Origin of the sequence: Clostridium brassicae (assembly GCF_026738875.1) — a bacterium.
Taxonomy (GTDB): domain Bacteria; phylum Bacillota; class Clostridia; order Clostridiales; family Clostridiaceae; genus Clostridium_H; species Clostridium_H brassicae.
Window position 1 is genome coordinate 346,170 of record NZ_JAPQFJ010000001.1, and the last position, 17,730, is coordinate 363,899.

At 28.1% G+C, this 17,730-nt stretch carries 13 protein-coding genes; 5 read left to right on the plus strand and 8 right to left on the minus strand.

Going from position 1 to position 17,730, the window contains the following annotated elements:
* The 3 genes from pfkB to OW729_RS01625 all read left to right on the plus strand — a co-directional run bounded on the left by pfkB (position 1) and on the right by OW729_RS01625 (position 3,222).
* A complete protein-coding gene (gene pfkB / locus OW729_RS01615; protein WP_268059650.1) occupies positions 1-915 on the plus strand; it encodes a 1-phosphofructokinase in 915 nt (304 codons plus the stop codon).
* A gap of 21 nt (positions 916-936) precedes the next feature.
* Positions 937-2,811, plus strand: coding sequence for a PTS fructose transporter subunit IIABC (locus tag OW729_RS01620; protein WP_268059651.1), 1,875 nt, complete (start codon positions 937-939; stop codon positions 2,809-2,811).
* 153 nt (positions 2,812-2,964) lie between these two features.
* Positions 2,965-3,222 (plus strand): HPr family phosphocarrier protein, encoded by a 258-nt coding sequence (locus OW729_RS01625; protein WP_268059652.1) that lies wholly within the window; start codon positions 2,965-2,967, stop codon positions 3,220-3,222.
* A 187-nt stretch (positions 3,223-3,409) separates the two neighbouring features.
* On the opposite strand, the gene OW729_RS01630 is transcribed toward OW729_RS01625, so the two are convergent.
* Together OW729_RS01630 and cloSI are read right to left on the minus strand one after the other, a co-directional pair.
* A complete protein-coding gene (locus OW729_RS01630) occupies positions 3,410-5,008 on the minus strand; it encodes an ABC-F family ATP-binding cassette domain-containing protein (protein WP_268059653.1) in 1,599 nt (532 codons plus the stop codon).
* Positions 5,009-5,409: 401 nt separating this feature from the next.
* Positions 5,410-6,990, minus strand: coding sequence for a clostripain (gene cloSI, locus OW729_RS01635; RefSeq protein WP_268059654.1), 1,581 nt, complete (start codon positions 6,988-6,990; stop codon positions 5,410-5,412).
* Positions 6,991-7,909: 919 nt separating this feature from the next.
* Between cloSI and OW729_RS01640 the strand changes: the two genes are divergently transcribed.
* The gene (locus tag OW729_RS01640; protein WP_268059655.1) at positions 7,910-8,902 is read left to right on the plus strand and encodes a LacI family DNA-binding transcriptional regulator; all 993 of its coding nucleotides are present in this window, start codon (positions 7,910-7,912) and stop codon (positions 8,900-8,902) included.
* A gap of 140 nt (positions 8,903-9,042) precedes the next feature.
* Here the strand turns inward: OW729_RS01640 and OW729_RS01645 are convergent, their stop codons facing one another.
* The 6 genes from OW729_RS01645 to OW729_RS01670 form a co-directional block, all read right to left on the minus strand.
* Positions 9,043-11,718, minus strand: coding sequence for an ABC transporter permease (locus tag OW729_RS01645; protein ID WP_268059656.1), 2,676 nt, complete (start codon positions 11,716-11,718; stop codon positions 9,043-9,045).
* A complete protein-coding gene (locus tag OW729_RS01650; RefSeq protein WP_268059657.1) occupies positions 11,715-12,398 on the minus strand; it encodes an ABC transporter ATP-binding protein in 684 nt (227 codons plus the stop codon). Before OW729_RS01650 ends, OW729_RS01645 begins: the two co-directional genes overlap by 4 nt.
* Before the next feature lie 296 nt (positions 12,399-12,694).
* Positions 12,695-13,945, minus strand: a complete 1,251-nt coding sequence (locus tag OW729_RS01655; RefSeq protein ID WP_268059658.1) for a HAMP domain-containing sensor histidine kinase — start codon at positions 13,943-13,945, stop codon at positions 12,695-12,697.
* Positions 13,946-13,947: 2 nt separating this feature from the next.
* Positions 13,948-14,712: a response regulator transcription factor gene (locus OW729_RS01660; protein WP_268059659.1), complete on the minus strand. Its 765-nt coding sequence runs from the start codon at positions 14,710-14,712 to the stop codon at positions 13,948-13,950.
* A 373-nt stretch (positions 14,713-15,085) separates the two neighbouring features.
* Positions 15,086-16,033, minus strand: coding sequence for a L,D-transpeptidase family protein (locus OW729_RS01665; protein WP_268059660.1), 948 nt, complete (start codon positions 16,031-16,033; stop codon positions 15,086-15,088).
* Positions 16,034-16,310: 277 nt separating this feature from the next.
* Entirely contained in the window at positions 16,311-16,637 is a 327-nt protein-coding gene (locus OW729_RS01670) for a hypothetical protein (RefSeq protein ID WP_268059661.1), read from the minus strand.
* A gap of 430 nt (positions 16,638-17,067) precedes the next feature.
* Between OW729_RS01670 and OW729_RS01675 the strand changes: the two genes are divergently transcribed.
* On the plus strand, positions 17,068-17,718 hold the full coding sequence (locus OW729_RS01675) for an Asp/Glu/hydantoin racemase (RefSeq protein ID WP_407647612.1): 651 nt from the start codon (positions 17,068-17,070) through the stop codon (positions 17,716-17,718).
* Positions 17,719-17,730: the final 12 nt, after the last annotated feature.

The window sequence follows — 17,730 nt, forward strand, 5'->3', positions numbered from 1 at the left end:
ATGATATATACAGTAACATTTAACCCATCAATAGATTATTATGTTAAAGTTGAGGATTTTAAACTAGGAGAAGTAAATAGGTGTAAAAGTAACTATAAATATCCTGGTGGAAAAGGAATTAATGTATCAAGAGTTCTTAAAAAATTAGGATCATCTAGCGTAGCTTTAGGATTTGTTGGAGGATTTACTGGGGAGTATATTTCCCAGTGTTTAAATAATGAAGGAATTAATATTGATTTTATAAAAATAAATGAAGATACAAGAATAAACGTTAAAATTAAGGGTAATGAGGAAACAGAGATAAATGGAGAAGGACCTAAAATAACTAAAGAACAATTAGATGAATTGTTAAAAAAAATAGATAAATTAACTTCAGAGGATTTTTTAGTTCTTGCAGGAAATGTGCAAAATTCTGTAGATAGAAGTATTTATGCGGATATACAGGAAAGATGCTTAAAAAACAATGTTAAAGTGATTGTAGATACTACAGGGGAAGCATTAAAATTAACTTTAAAAAATAGGCCTTTGCTAATAAAACCTAATAATCATGAGTTAGGGGAGATTTTCAATATTGATATAAAAACAGAAGATGAAATAATAAAGTATGCTGAGGAGTTATTAAAGTTAGGTGCCCAAAATGTAATTGTTTCCATGGGTAAAAAGGGTGCTAGGTTAGTATCTAAAGATGGAGTATATTCTTCCTCTGCCCCTAAGGGAGAACTCATAAATTCTGTAGGTGCAGGAGATTCTTTAATTGCAGGGTTTATTTCTGAATATTCAAGAAATTTTAATATAATAGAAGCTTTTAGAGTGGGTATAGCATCAGGAAGCGCAACAGCTTTTTCACAGGATTTATGTACTAAAGAAAAAGTAGAGGAATTATTAGAAACAATTATAGTAAATAAAGTGAAATAATCAAAGAGTAGGAGGATGTGTATGAAGATAACGGATTTAATTAAGAAAGATACTATTATATTGGATTTAAAGGCTAAAGATAAAAATGAAGTTATTGAAGAGCTTGTGGAAAAGCTTTATACAGCTGGAAGATTAAACAATAAAGAAGAATATAAACAAGCTATATTACAAAGAGAAGAGCAAAGTACAACTGGAATTGGAGAAGGCATTGCAATTCCACATGCTAAAACAAGTGCAGTAAATGTTCCGGCAATAGCTTTTGGTAGATCACTAAATGGAGTGAATTATGATTCTCTTGATGGACAACCAGCTAATCTGTTTTTTATGATTGCTGCTAGTGAAGGGGCACATAATGATCATTTAGAAACACTTTCAAGATTGTCTACATTCCTTATGGATAAAAAATTCAGAGAAAGTATTTTAAACGCTAATTCACAAGAAAAAATACTAGAAATTATAGATAAAAAGGAAAACGAGTTATCAGAAGAACAAATGGAAGATACTGTTGTTGAAAGCGAAGATAATACAAGGATTTTAGCGGTAACAGCATGTCCTACAGGTATTGCACATACTTATATGGCAGCAGATGCTCTTAAAAATAAAGCAAAAGAGATGAATGTAAATATAAAAGTAGAAACAAATGGGTCTACTGGAGTTAAAAATGTTTTAAGTAAACAAGACATTGAGGAAGCTAAAGCAATTATAGTTGCAGCAGACAAACAAGTGGAGATGAATCGTTTTGATGGAAAGGTTGTCATTGAAGTTCCTGTAGCAGAAGCTATAAAAAGACCAGAAGAATTAATAAATAAAGCTTTAAACCAAGAGGGGAAAATATTTAAGTCAGATGGAAAAGTTAAAGAAGATAAAGATACTAAAAAAGCTTCAGGAATTTATAAGTATCTTATGAATGGTGTTTCAAATATGCTTCCTTTTGTTGTTGGAGGAGGGATATTAATAGCTCTTGCATTTTTGGTTGATTTTAAATATGCAGGAAGTCCTAATTATGGTTCAGTAACTCCTTTAGCTAAGTTTTGCAAAGATTTAGGTGGATTAGCTTTTGGATTTATGTTGCCAGTATTGGCTGGATTTATAGCATCAGCTATTGGTGATAGACCAGCACTTGCACCTGGGTTTGTAGGAGGGGCTTTAGCTTCATCTGGAGGAGCAGGATTTTTAGGAGCTTTAGTAGCTGGATTTCTTGCTGGATATATTGTATTAGGATTGAAGAAAATATTTAGTGGATTACCTCAGTCATTAGAGGGGATTAAACCAGTTTTGATATTCCCATTATTAGGTATTTTACTGGTTGGTACTATCATGACATTTGTTGTTAATCCTCCAGTAGCAGCTATAAATACAGGAATAAATAACTGGTTGTCAAGTCTAAGTGGATCTAATAAAGTTATTTTAGGGTTAATTTTAGGTGCAATGATGGCTATAGATATGGGTGGTCCTATAAATAAAGCAGCATATGTATTTGGAGTTGCTTCAATAGGTGAAGGAAATGGTCATATAATGGCAGCAATAATGGCTGGTGGCATGGTCCCACCACTTGGAATTGCTTTAGCAACAACATTCTTCAAAAATAAATTTACAAAAGCTGAAATAGAAGCAGGAAAAACTAATTATGTAATGGGATTATCTTTTATTACAGAAGGAGCTATTCCTTTTGCAGCTGCAGATCCAAAGAGAGTTATACCAGCAACAGCTTTAGGAGCAGCTTTAGCAGGTGCATTATCAATGATTTTTGGATCAACTTTACCTGCACCACATGGTGGTATTTTTGTTATTCCATTAGCTACTAATAGATTAATGTATTTATTTGCTGTTATAGCTGGATCAGCTTTTACAGCAATAGTATTAAATTTTTTAAAAAAACCAGTAGATATTCAATAATTAAGATCAAAAATGATTAAACTAAGTAATAAACTTTATTAATTTAAAGTTAATTATAAAGATTATTTTTAACTTTAGATTTATAAAAATCAGTATATATTGATTTCAGATTTTGTTTAGCAAAAGATAATAATAAACTAGGAGGAATTTGTCATGGAAAAAAAAGTGATTATACAAAATGAAACAGGAATACATGCAAGACCAGCAAGTGCTATTGTAAAAAAAGCAAATGAATTTAAATCACACATAGAAATAGGATATAAAGACAAAACATTTAATGCTAAGTCTATAATATCGATTATGAGTATGGGACTCGGAAAAGGCAGCGAAATAAGTATTATAGCTACAGGAGAAGATGAGACAGAAGCAGTGGATGCTCTTGTGGATTTGATACAAAACCACTTAGAATAATGTTGTAATGTAAAGGTATTTTAGACAGCAGGATAAGGATGCTAGGTAAAATATAATTTGATATATAAGTCCAAAAATATTTTGATTGAATAAAATAATAAGCCCTTAACGAAAATTTAAATTTTCATTAAGAGCTTATTATTGTTATAAACAAGCATATAGAATAATATTATGAGGAAAAACTATCCTATTGATCTTGTGATTTTTTAAACTCTAGGAATTCATCATAAGTCATTAACTTATCAATAATTCCGTCATCAGTAATTTCTATAATTCTATTTGCAACAGTTTGAATAAATTCATGGTCGTGGGAAGCAAATAAAATATTACTCTTATAGTCTATTAAACCATTATTAAGAGCTGTAATAGATTCAAGGTCAAGGTGGTTAGTAGGTTGGTCAAGCATTAACGCATTAGCGCCACTTAACATCATTTTTGAAAGCATACATCTTACTTTTTCTCCACCAGATAATACATTTACTTGTTTTAATGCTTCTTCTCCAGAGAAAAGCATTCTTCCAAGGAATCCTCTTAAATAGCTTTCAGACTTTTCTTCAGAGTATTGACGAAGCCAATCCACAAGGTTAAGTTCTACATCATTAAAAAATTCAGAGTTATCTTTTGGAAAATATGATGTAGTAATAGTAATTCCCCATTTGTACTCTCCGCTATCTGGTTCCATTTCTCCAGCTAATATTTTAAATAATGTAGTAGTTGCTATTTCATTATCACCGACAATGGCTATCTTGTCTCCTTTTGATAATATGAAGCTTACATTATTCAATACTTTTTCTCCATCTATAGTTTTAGTTAATCCGTCTACTCTTAATATGTCATTTCCAACTTCTCTTTCAGGAGTAAATCCTACAAAAGGATATTTTCTGCTTGAAGGTTGAATGTCATCAACAGTAATTTTATCAAGAAGTTTTTTACGAGAAGTAGCTTGCTTAGATTTAGAAGCGTTAGCGCTAAAACGAGCAATAAATTCTTGTAATTCTTTAATCTTCTCTTCTTTTTTCTTGTTCTGTTCTTTCATAAGTTTAACAGCTAATTGAGTAGATTGATACCAAAAATCATAGTTACCAACAAATAATTTTATTTTTCCGTAGTCTACGTCAGCTATGTGAGTACATACATTATTTAAGAAATGCCTGTCGTGGGATACTATAACAACAGTACCTTCAAATTCAATAAGGAATTCTTCAAGCCAGTTAATAGAGTTTATGTCAAGGTGGTTAGTAGGCTCGTCTAGGATAAGAACTCCAGGTTTTCCAAATAAAGCTTGTGCAAGGAGAACTTTAACTTTTTCTCCACCAGTAAGTTCTGACATAAGTTTTTCATGAAGCTCAGTTCCAATTCCTAAACCTTGAAGTAAAGAAGAAGCTTCTGCTTCTGCCTCCCAACCATCTAATTCTGCAAATTCACATTCAAGTTCTGAGGCTCTTATACCATCTTCATCTGTGAAATCAGGTTTAGCATAAATAGCATCCTTTTCTTGCATAATTTCATAAAGACGAGTATTTCCCATAATTACAGTTTCTAAAACTTTATGTTCATCATATTGGTAATGATCTTGTTTTAAAACAGACATTCTCATACCTGGAGATATACTTACATCACCAGTGTTAGGCTCAATTTCTCCAGATAAGATTTTTAAGAAAGTACTTTTACCAGCTCCATTAGCGCCAATTACACCATAGCAGTTTCCAGGAGTAAACTTTAAGTTTACATCTTCGAAAAGTTTTCTTTCCCCATATCTTAAGCTTACATTTGTTACAGTTATCATTTACATACCTTCCTTTATCTAAAATTATAGTTTTCTTTAGTAATAAATAGATGTTAATATAAAGTCTGAATTATTACTTTGCTTATTTTATAGTATTGTTTAGGCATAAAGTATAATTATTTAGGGCACTAGACACTTTATATTGATAAATTAATTTAAAAAAGGGCAAGTATTGATAGAATACCTTACCCTAAATTTTTATATCTAGAAAAATAAACAGACATACCCTAAATTATATACTAATTAAGAAAGCTTTTAAAGTATTTTATTTTTCCAGATTCAATAAATAATATGAAAACATATAAAAATAACTTATATAATATTTTGTTAAAAAGTGGTATACCATAACAGGTAAAGGTTGTTTATTTATTTAAAGTCTGAGATTAAAGTAATAATGTGTTTTACCATTGATAATGATTAAATCCTCCATCTACATTATTAGTTTTGTCAAACCAAGAATCTAGAAGTTCAAACCAGTTACCAACTTTATTTACTTTAGGGTCTTGTCCATCTTTACACCAGCTTAATTTTCCATAAGGAGGCAATCCATATTTAACTGTATCTATTGAGTTATACCAACTTTGCATATTCCAATGGGAAATTCCATTTGGTAGATAATAACTTGAATACTTTCTATCTCCGTCTGGTAAAAATATGCTTAATCCATTTTTGCTCTCTTTAAATTCTTTACTAGGACCTCCAAAGGAATAAATTATCATATCATCTATTTTATCCATACAAACTAAAGCTAAGTTTTTAGTTTCTTTACTAAAATTCGAATTTTTTTCTATTTTTTCACATAAATCAAATATATCGAAATATGGATATTGAATCCACTCCTCTTGTTTATACTCATCAAAATAATGCATTAAAGTTGTTTTATTTTTATTTCCTCTTAATTTTTCAATTTCAAATTTTTTATTTTCATTACTTAGATTAATAGCTAGTTTATCTATGGACTTTTTTACATCCTCCACTTTAGTTAAATCATAAAAACTTAAATGTTGATCATAATGTCCTCTAGCATGAGTAGAATCTCTTTGTTCTTCTACAAACAATGCTCCTAATTGTTCATTAGTAATAGTTGCAGGATCAAAGGTCTTTTCCTTACCGCCTAAAGTTAAATCATCTTCATTGCTACTTTCTTCGCCCGATTTTATTCTACTTAAAATATTAGTATATTGAAATCCAGGACCCCAAACTACGGGACTTGAAGCAACTATACTATCAGCTGAGAAACCTCCATTATTTGGTCTATATTGATATGCTACTTCTGCTGTTCCCATCAAGCATGCATCGAAAGCGAGCAAATCAATGGATTGCTTATCTGTTAAATGCTCTGAAATCTCTCCCATATAAAGACAATCTGGTTCATTTCCATCATAATGACTATCATCCCAACAAATCGCTCTATTTATATTTGAATCATTTTGTATTTTGGGTCTTGTCCCACCTCCGTGGTTAGCCATTATGAGAACATATTTATCAGCCTTATAATTTACTTTACAATAATTAATAAATTTTTTAAGAGTATCTGCATCTCCCATATTTGCTTCATAATTACTATTAATAGTTATTTCTGGGAATTCGTTTCCGCCATCTAATCTTTGAGTTTTATTGTGTTCAATTTTATATAGACGAGTGTCATCAAAATTTTCACCCAAAACGCTTTTATCATCACTATACCTAGAAGATCTGTCTACAAGTGTAATTAAATTTAAATTAGGATTGTTCACATATCCTTCTTTTATTTCTTCAATATCACTTAATAAGGAAGATTCTAAATTATTATCAGCATCACAATAATACATAATAGTTACTTTTTGATTGTTGTTTTTAGCCCTGCGTGTTTTTGGTTGAACATTGTTTAAATTATTTTTGGTATAATTAGTTACTGTATCAGCATACACAGGTTTAAAATTAAATAAAAAAGTCATTAGCAAAGTAGAAGTCAAAATAATAGATAGTTTGTTTCTTAACATAATAAATACCCCCCAATTTATATTTTTACACTTAATATAATTCTATATTTATTTTGATATTCATTCCTTATTTAAAAAAAAATAACATTTAATAAAATTTATATTTACAGACCACTATTTATAAAAACTTATATTTAGTATAAAACTATAAATCAATAATTTAGTTGTTGGGTAGAGAGAAATATAACTATTTAAGGGATTACTAGTCCTTTAAGTAAATATAAAAAATAACAATTTCAGTAAAAACAAAAATCTTACTGGAATTTAAGTGTTAAATCTCTATAAAAATATAAAAAAAGCTTTACATTGTTCTTGAAATTATATATAATGTGTACAAGAAGTTACTTAAACGTTTAAGAAACCCCTTAAAAGTTTAAGTGAATTTTAAGATTAAGTATACCAACTTAAAATTATGATTCTTTATTAATTTTAAAGCTAAACGAAAATTGCATTTCATCGTGTATAATGTTTAGCGAACGTATTTTATACTATAATGCTTAGACGTTTTAGTAAAACGACTTGTTTTGCTTAAACGTTTGAGCGAACCCCAAAAATAGACGAGAATATATTATTATAGTAATTACAATCAAGGTTGAATTAGTATAATTTTTTTATTTAATAAAAAATTAATATATTTTTATGTTATAAAAATTGTAAGTACAGAGGATAAAAAGTTTTATTAATGTGAGACTTTTTATCCTTTTTTATTCTAGATTTGTTTAGAATGAATAATTTTTAATAAACCATGCTCAAATTCTTAAAAATAAATTTTATAAGGAATGAGCAATGAAATCATACATATAACATAAGTTTTTACTTGAGAAATTTTCTCTATGTATTCATATTGTTAAAGAGTATATTTTTATGATAGGATATGTAAGGAGAAAATAGATATCAGATAAAGAGGATGGAAGAGGATATGTCAACTACAATTAAAGATATTGCGAGAAAATTAAATATTTCTATAGCTACAGTTTCTAAGGCCTTAAATGATAGTTATGATATTAGCGACAAAACAAAAAAGAGGGTTAGGGAAGCTGCAAAAGAAATGAATTATAAGCCTAATGCAATAGCACAAGGATTGGTTACTAATAAAACCAATACAATAGGTTTAATTATTCCTGATATAACTAATCCTTTTTATCCTGAAATAGCAAGAGGTGTAGAAGAGGAATTAAATAAATATGGATACAATATATTTTTATGTAATTCTAACTGGGAAATAAAAAAAGAAGAAAAATATATAGATTTATTAGTTAGTAAGCAGGTAGAGGGTATAATTTTAGCTCATAGTGGTGTAAAGAATGGATCCTTAGAAAATATAGATATTCCTATAGTGAGTGTAGCTACTAAAAGTGGATATAAAGGAGAAAATTTTGTTGTAATTGATGATAAAAAAGGTGGATATTTAGCAACAAAACATCTTCTAGACAGTGGATACAAAAGTATAATGTTTATAGGAGGACAAAACACCATTGAAACTAATAGAATGCGATTTGAAGGATATAAGCAAGCTTTAATGGAGCAGGGTATTCAATTGGATGAAAGACTAATTAAAAATGGTGATTTTACAAAAGAAAGTGGTTATGTATTAGTGAAAAACTCTCTAAAAGAGGGGATTATTCCAACAGGCATTTTTGGAGGTACAGATATGCTTGCACTTGGAGTTATGCAAGCAGTACGGGAATGTGGACTAAATATTCCTGAAGATATAGGAATAGTAGGATTTGATGATATATCTTTTTCACAACTGCCAGAGATTTCACTTACAACTATAGCACAACCTAAATATGATATGGGTGTAATTTCTGCAAAAACGCTATTGGATAAAATAAACAAGTCAAAAGGAAAAGATACTATATTAAATCCAAAGTTAATTATAAGAAAAACAACGAGAAAAGTTTACGATTAGTTAACTGTTATTAAATAAGTGAAGGTTATATTAGGCTCAATTATTGTAAATAATTAGAAATTAATATAAAAGGCTATGATCAAATACAGATCATAGCCTTTTATATTAATCTCATAAGAATTATTAACGATGAATACCGTCTATTCTTCAGCTCTAATATTTTCTATTATATTTTGTGCATTAACTTTTCTAAGAGGTAAAATAGATGCTAATATAGTGAAAGACAAAGCTCCCAAAGTAGCTATTAATATAGAGGTCCAAGGTATTGACCAGCTTACGGCCACAGCCCCAGCAGCTGTTCGGCAGAGTAAAAAGCTTAACAAAGTTCCTATTATGCTTCCGAGAAAGGCAGCTATTAGTCCATGTAATGCTCCTTCAAGGAATACCATTTTCTTAATTTGACCTTGGCTCATACCGATAGCTTTTAAAGTAGCAAACTCTCTTTTCCTTATAAGAAGACTTGTACTTATAGTATTTATTATATTTACTGCACCGATTATAGTTATTACTGTAATAAATCCGTATACAAATACGCTCATCTGAAATGCAGATTTTTTCCCGTTTTCGGCAATTTTCATATAGTCATTATAGCAACCACCCTTATCTTTAATTATATTTTCAAAATAAGAAGTGATTTTTTCTCTATTTGCATTTTCTTTTAGTTTTATTTCCATATTTCTATAATTTAAATTTCCTATGATTTTTTTGTAGGTCTTTGGAGAAGTTATTAAATATATACCGTCTTGGGGGGTTGAATTTCCCAAAGGTTCAACATCAACTATTCCAATAACCTTAAGTTTATAAAATTCTTTTTTTTCAATGGCGTTTTTTAGAAGCTTATCGAAATCTTTTTCATAATCATATTTTACTAGTTTAGGTAAATCTATAATATCTCCAACTTTATAATTTGTAAAATCTTCTACAACTGTTTTATTAGATCCATCATTACTAATAACTCTATTTCTATTTACCAAAATGACACCCATATCATCTAAAAGTTTTTCATCTGAACTTCCAGATATTATATGGGATTTACTTAAATCTAAAATAGATTTATCATAAGCGAATAGTTTACTATTATACGATAAAACGTAATTTTCAATAGATGGTACATCATTTGAAGAACCACGTTGAGTTTTATCAAAATAGTTTTTATTCATTTTTTCTTTAGGAATAGGCATAGAAAATTGTGATTTAATGCATTTATATACTTTTTCAATACCAGTTTGATTTTTTATATCCATATATTCTTTATCATTTATGTTATTCTCCGAAGAATAATTAGCATCAAAATATAGAGGAGCATCAATTTTATCTGCAATCTTAATGAAATTCATAAAAGAGTTAAAAGTTATAAACATAATTATGCTGATCATAAGAGAAAAAACAGTTATTAAAAATCTTTTCCTATTCCTAGTTAGATTTTTGTAAGCAAGACTTCCTTCTATCTTAAATAATAGTTTTGATATTCTAGCTTTTGAAACTTTAGTTATATTACTTGTATTGTAACTATTTGAATTTCTAACTGCATCTAAGGCACTAACTTTTCCAGCTAAAAGAGCAGGTCCAAGAGCTGACAGAAATATAGTTATAGTTCCTAACACAATACTTATAATTATGACTTCAGGATATATAAGAACTTTAAAAGGATCAAATTTATCCATGAAAACTTCACCTACTAAGGATAGTACCAATTTTATAGTTGCAACACCAGATATTATTCCAATAGGAATACCAATTAAACTTATTATAGAAGCCTCTTTAAATACTATTTTCCTTATTTGCTTAGGTGTAGCACCAACTGAACGCAATATTCCAAATTGAGAAATTCTCTCTAAAACAGATATATTAAAAGCGTTATATATTACTGCAATAGTAGAAACTATAATTATAGAAACTATGAATAAAATTGTTAAAGAAAAACTTGTGTTTTTTAGCATACTTGCACTTTGGCCATATAGTCTTAGCAACTCATTATTGAATTGAACTTTCGATTTGTTTTCACCATCATCATTTTGTGAAGTATTATTACTTACTAACTTCAAATTTTTAGCAACTTGGTTTGCTATATCTCTTTTGTTTTTGGGTGAGGATATGCTCATGAAGGTTTGGAAAGTTTCTTCTTTTGAGTCAGATGAATATATATCAGAAGATTTTAAAAATGTTATTGCTTGAAAAATGCTACGCCCAGAGGAAAACGTATCAGTATCTATAATACCTACTATAGTATATTCTGATTTATTTTTTTCTTCAAATATTTCATCATTGCTCCAACAGTTGTTTTCTAGTATTTCTCCTGTGGCTCTATCTTTCCTTATACCAAAAGGAAATGTTATTTTGCTTCCTTCTTTTATATCTTTCCCTAAAAATCTAAGAGAAGATTTATCAACAATAATTTCATTTTCACTTTTAGGATACCTGCCAGATAATAAAATATGCTTAAATATTTTATTTAAAGTTACATCATCATATGCTTTTACATCTAAATATCTATGAAGTGGAGTAGAACTTTTTCTTTCTTCTTTTGGAGTAGTGTATATTTTGCCAAGGCCGATATTTTTACTAATTCCAACAGAAGAAAAAGCAGTATGATTTTTAATTATATCTATGTTATCTTTGGTTAAGTTTTTAAAAGAGACTTCATAATCTCCACTATGTTTTTTTACGTCGTCTATTCTATAATCTTGATAGCTATATATCATAGTGGCAAGGGCTGAAATTAAAGCTACAGATAAAATTACTCCTATTATTGTTAGGATAGTTCTCTTTTTTTGTGTTTTTAAATATTTAGTGGTGACATCTAGATAGCTATTCATTTTCTCACCACCTCATCTTTAACTATAACTCCATCTTCAATGCTAATTATTCTATCAGCTTGTTTAGCGATATTTAAATCATGAGTTATAACTACAAGAGTTTGGTTATATTTTTTTACTGAATATCTGAGTAATTCAATAATTTCTTTACTATTTTTACTATCTAAGTTTCCAGTAGGTTCATCTGCTAGTACTATAGATGGTTTATATGCTAATGCTCTTCCTATAGATACCCTTTGCTGTTGCCCTCCTGATAATTGAGAAGGAAGATGGTGGCGTCTAACTTTTATATCTAAAAGGTCCATTAATTCTTCTATATAGTTTTTATCCTCTTTTTTATTGTCCAAAAGAAGTGGCATGAGTATATTTTCTTCTGCTGTTAAAACAGGTATTAAGTTATAAAATTGAAAAACGAAACCAATTTTTCTTCTTCTGAGAATAGATAAATTTTTTTCTTTTAAAGAGTAGATATCTACTCCATCGATAATTACTTTTCCAGAAGTAGGTTTGTCTACACCACCTAATAAATGAAGTAGAGTACTTTTACCGGAACCGGAAGGACCTACAACTGCTACAAATTCTCCTTGATTTATAGTTAAATTGATATTTTTTAGCGCATCAACTTTTGTATCACCTTTTCCGTAGCTTTTACATAAATCTATGGTTTTTAATATTTCCATATATGTACCTCCTAACTATAAGTAATTTTTAAGTTTATCCTATGTCTAATAATTCTAATATTCCTATCGCACTCTGTGAAAGCGATTCGCACCAAATCGAAGATTTGGACTCTCTGCTTTTCTTTAAAGTGAGATTAAAGAATTGCACGACACTGGATAACAGTTTCTAATACTAGAATAACTTATCAATCTTACTATAAAGTGAAATGTTATCTTACAATTTAGTAAGAATTACCTATAGTTTAAAAATTACATGTAGCTATATAGATTTCTAATTATGCAATTTTCTAAGTTAATCATATTATAGATTTTAAGAATGTTATAGTAAATTCTGTACCTTTACCAGGGGTGCTATCTACGGAGATGCTTCCACCTTGGATTTCTATAATAGCTTTGGATAAAGAAAGACCTATACCTATGCTAGTAGGATTTGTTGAGTTTTCACTTTTATAAAACCTATCAAATATCCTAGGTAAATCTTTAGGGGAAATTCCCTCACCATTGTCTTTTATGAAAATTTCAATACATAGGGGAGTTTCTTCAAATTTTATTGATATAGTTCCGTTAGGTTGTGTGTGTTCTATGGAATTTTTTATAATATTTGAAAGAGCTTCACTAGTCCAATTAACATCATGATTTAATAATAAATTTTTTTTATTTTCAATATTTATAGTTTGATTTTTTTCTTTAGCATAAATAAGTAAGGGAGATATAGATTTTTCTATCGTAGTATTAATTGGAGCACATATTATATTAAAATTAATTGCATCAGCTTCAAGTCTTGCTAATTTTAATAAATTTATTATAAGCCATTCCATTCTAGATAATTGTTCGCCACTTTTTTCTATAAAATCATTTTTAACATCAGGTTCTATGTCTTTTTCAGTAGCAAGAATTTCATTAAATAGTATCAAAGATGATAAAGGTGTTTTTAGTTGATGAGATATATCAGAAATTATATTTTTTAAGAATAATTTTTCCTTTTTCAATACCTCAATACTTTTTGCTAATTTTTTTGCCATTTCATTAAATTGATGATTTAGTATATAAAAGTTGCCTTCAAGATTTTCTTCAAGATGAACATGGAAATCTCCATCTATTATTTTTTCAGCTGAGGACGATATGGTTTGAACTTTTGTAAATATATTTTTATAACCTTTTATTGTAATTAAGTAAATAAATAAAAAAGAAAATATAATAAATATTATTGCTTTTACAGTTAAATCTTTATAATAATCGTTAAAAGGTTTTATATAGATATAATTTATATTTTCATTAAAACCATATTTTGCTAAAATGGATTTTCCTGAATCAAGGGATTTTTTGGAAGCACCTTTGGTGAATATAGGTATAATATCTTTTTCAAAAGAAGGATTTTTTTTAAGTATTTTTCCAGCAATAGCTATATTTTGATTTATATATAATTGTTTCATATTGTTAATTTCTATTTTTATAAAAATAGAGAAAATTATGATTAAAACCAAATTAAAAATTAAAAATTTAAAAGTAATAGATTTCACTTCGGGGTTTCTATAAAAATTTAGCATAGTTATAATTCACCTCTTACTTCTTTATTCCATTTGTAACCTAATCCTCTTAAAGTTATTATGTAGGAAGGAGATTTTGAATCTTCTTCTATTTTTTCACGTAGTCTTTTAATATAAACTGATAGAGTATTATCGTCAACAAATTCACCATCTATATCCCAAAGATTTTGCAATAAAAATGACCTAGTTAATACTTTATGTGGATTATTTATAAAAGTTAGTAAAAGCTTGTATTCTACAGATGTTAGACTTATTTCTTTATCGTATTTTATTGCTTTGCAACTTAATGGGTATAATGTTAATTCACCAGATGATAGAAGTTTTTCATTAGAATTAAAGGTTGAATTATTAGATTTAGAAGAAATAGTATTTAAAGAAAAATTTCTTCTCCTTAATACTGCATTTATTCTAGATACTAATTCTTTTATTCTCAAAGGCTTAGTGATATAGTCATCCCCACCTAAGTCAAGTCCTAATACTACATTAGCTTCTTCATCACAGGCGGTTAGAAAGATTATAGGGATTGTAGAATTATCATAGTTATTATTAAATAAGTTATTTTCTCTTATAGATTTACATAACTCATAACCGCTACCATCAGGAAGCATAACATCTAATAAAATCATATTATACTTATTAGATTTAAATTTAGCTTCGGCATCACAAATAGATCTTACAGAATCTATATTAAATCCTTCAGATCTTAGAGCATATTCAATTCCCATAGATAGGGCTAAATCATCTTCTACCAATAAAATATTAATCATATTTCCTCCTAAAATGTGTAATATTAAATCCTATAAAAATTGCATTCTTCATTTGAAACTTTTAAATATGCGATTTTATAAACTAAGTATAATAAATATTATAACATTTTGATGTACTGTAGAGTGCTTGTTAGAGCAATATATTTTTAGCTTGTCCAATAATTAATTTACAAAAGAAATATAATCAACTCTCGAAGAATACAAGTAGTATAAAGCAGATATAAAATATATATTGTGTAAAAATCATTTACTTAAGACTTAGAATTGCTTTGCCAAGTGAAGTAGTTTATAGCAATATATGTTTTATATCTGTGTTTACTTTTGAATGGTGTAGTTGAGTTAATAAACTTTAGGAATATAACAAAGTGTTAAGCTAATTTATATAAATAGTAGTACCACCTGGAATACTATCATGTATATATTTAGCATCATTCATAGAAAGTCTTATACAACCGTGTGAAATTTTAGCCCCTAAACGTCCATTAGCTATTGAACCATTTCTATGAAGCAATACTGAATGAAATAGGTAATCTCCTTTTATTTGAGTATAATATTTACACATAAGTTTAGGATTATTTCTAACTATAAAACTATCTCCTTTACCTCCAACACTAAAAGTACCTTTTATCGTTGGAGTAGAAGCTTTGCCTACAGTACAAGGCATGTTTTTTATGAGGGCCCATTTATCACTAGATTTCTCAAAGATATAAACTTTTGGAGATTTTGTATTAACCCATATATAATATTGAGTAGGACTAGAGGACTTTCTGCTGTTTATAAAGTTTTCTGCGTAATTAGAAGAAGCTTTACTAGAATTATTTGCAACTGGTTTATTGTTTGTGAGTGCTTTAGGTACGTACATAGTTTCTTTTGTAGGAGGTAAATTAAGTTTAGTAAGTGTTTTTTTACCTACAGTACCGTCTAGAGATAATTTATTTCTTTTTTGAAAATCACAAACAGCATTATATGTTCCTTGCCCAAATATTCCATCTGTCTTTAATTTATATCCGAATTTATTTAGCTTTTCTTGAAGCGTTTTTACATTTTCACCTTTTATACCCATTTTTAAAACAATAGGTTCACTATTTTTAGTTTCAGATGATTGTTTTTCTGAAATTTCAGTTTGAGGTTTATTATCTTTTTTTTCTTCTTTTTCATAATCTTTTTTTTCAGCAGTTCCTTGTAGCTTTTCTTCTTTTACAGTATTTTCGTTAGCAGTTTTTTCTAAAGAGTTGTTTTGGATTGATGAATCATTTGTACATGATGTTAATGAAAATAACATGATTAAACAAAAAATTAAATATACTTTTTTTATTTTCATTATAGTCCCCCCAATTAATAAACTAAATGAATGCTAAACTTTTTCAGTTATTTATTAATATATGAAAGGGAAGCTAATAAGTGAACTTTATTTTAAATAATACATGTGATGTAAGAAAGTTTTAGAAAGTATTGATTAAACTCTTTTCAAATAAAGATTGAATAATAAGAAAGGTTTTTATAATATTAAATTTGAAAACAACCTATCTTTAATATATAGAGATAGGTTGTTTTTGAAAAGATTAGTTTATGATTTTTTAAAATTAATATATAAAATTCTATTTAAGTCCTGTTACTTTACCTTTTAATGCTTTTATACGACCATTAACATAGTGCATTAGCTCATTCTCATCATTTTTCATATCGGCTGGAGCTTTAGAAACGATATTTATAATATCTAATATATTTCCGCCTGTTTTTTCCACTACATTATAAGCTAAGCATTTATTTTTTACTCTCCAATATATATTATTGAATTCATCAACTTGCTTTTTGCTATAATATCCTTTCTCAAGGCCAAACTCGAATAAGTCTGCAGCTGATTCTAACTCGTCTAAATCTTTAATTTCTAAAGTTTCATCAATAAGATCTTGAAATGTTTTCATTAATAGCACTCCTTTTAGTGATATAGTAATATTTTAAACCTATACTATAGTTCATATACTTAAGTATATTTTCCTTAGTACTTAATAAAAAGGAAGTTTTATTAAGTTAAAATTATTATTTATATAAGTTGGTCTATCAAAAAGACAATTTTAATTTTAATACTCAATGCGAAAAATGTAAATACATTATTTATTATTTTTTGTATGATTTATTTTATTACAGATAAAATTTATTTATATTAAATTAAAAATGACGTAATATACTGATTTTTGAAGAAAAATAGAAGATTTTAATAACAGTGTTCCATTAAAGAGTTATAATGTTATAATATGTATAATACGCTAGAGTATACTACGATAGTTTTATTTAATTTAGAATATATTTATTTAAAGCAAATAAAAATATATTAATTTATATGAGGTGATGTGTGTGAATAATTTTAAGGTTGGTGTCATTGCAGGAACTCCTATAGATACTGAAATGGGAGTAGATTTTTTAATGTCAAAAGGGATTGATGCATATGCATATCCTGTATCTTCATGTCCACAAGAACAATCTGAACTTCAAATATTATCTCCAGCAGAACTTACTAATAAAATAAGAGATATTATAAAAAACATAAAATATGAAAAAATTGATAAAATAATGGTGTACTGTAATTCCTTAAGTGCGGCAGTAGATATGGACAGGTTATCTACTGAGGAAAATATAGAAATAATAACCCCTCTTCATGTATATAAAAATATTGCTTCTAAGTACAAAAGTATAGGTGTATTAGCAGCTAATAATAAAAGTGCAGCAGGTATTGAAAGTATAGTACAAAATGTGAATTCTAAATGCAATGTTATTGGTATAGGCATGCTTCCTGTAGTTATAGATATAGAAAATGGGGTGCCTTCAAAAGAAATAGTTGAAAAGTTTTCATTGAAAAATATTATAGAATTTTATAATTCAATACAGGTTGATACATTGATTCTTGGTTGTACTCACCTGCCTTATATATATGAAGAATTGAAGAAGATTGCTTTAGTTCCTATTCTTGATCCAGCAGAGGATATGTATAATATGATATGTAGCTAAATTGTATATAGA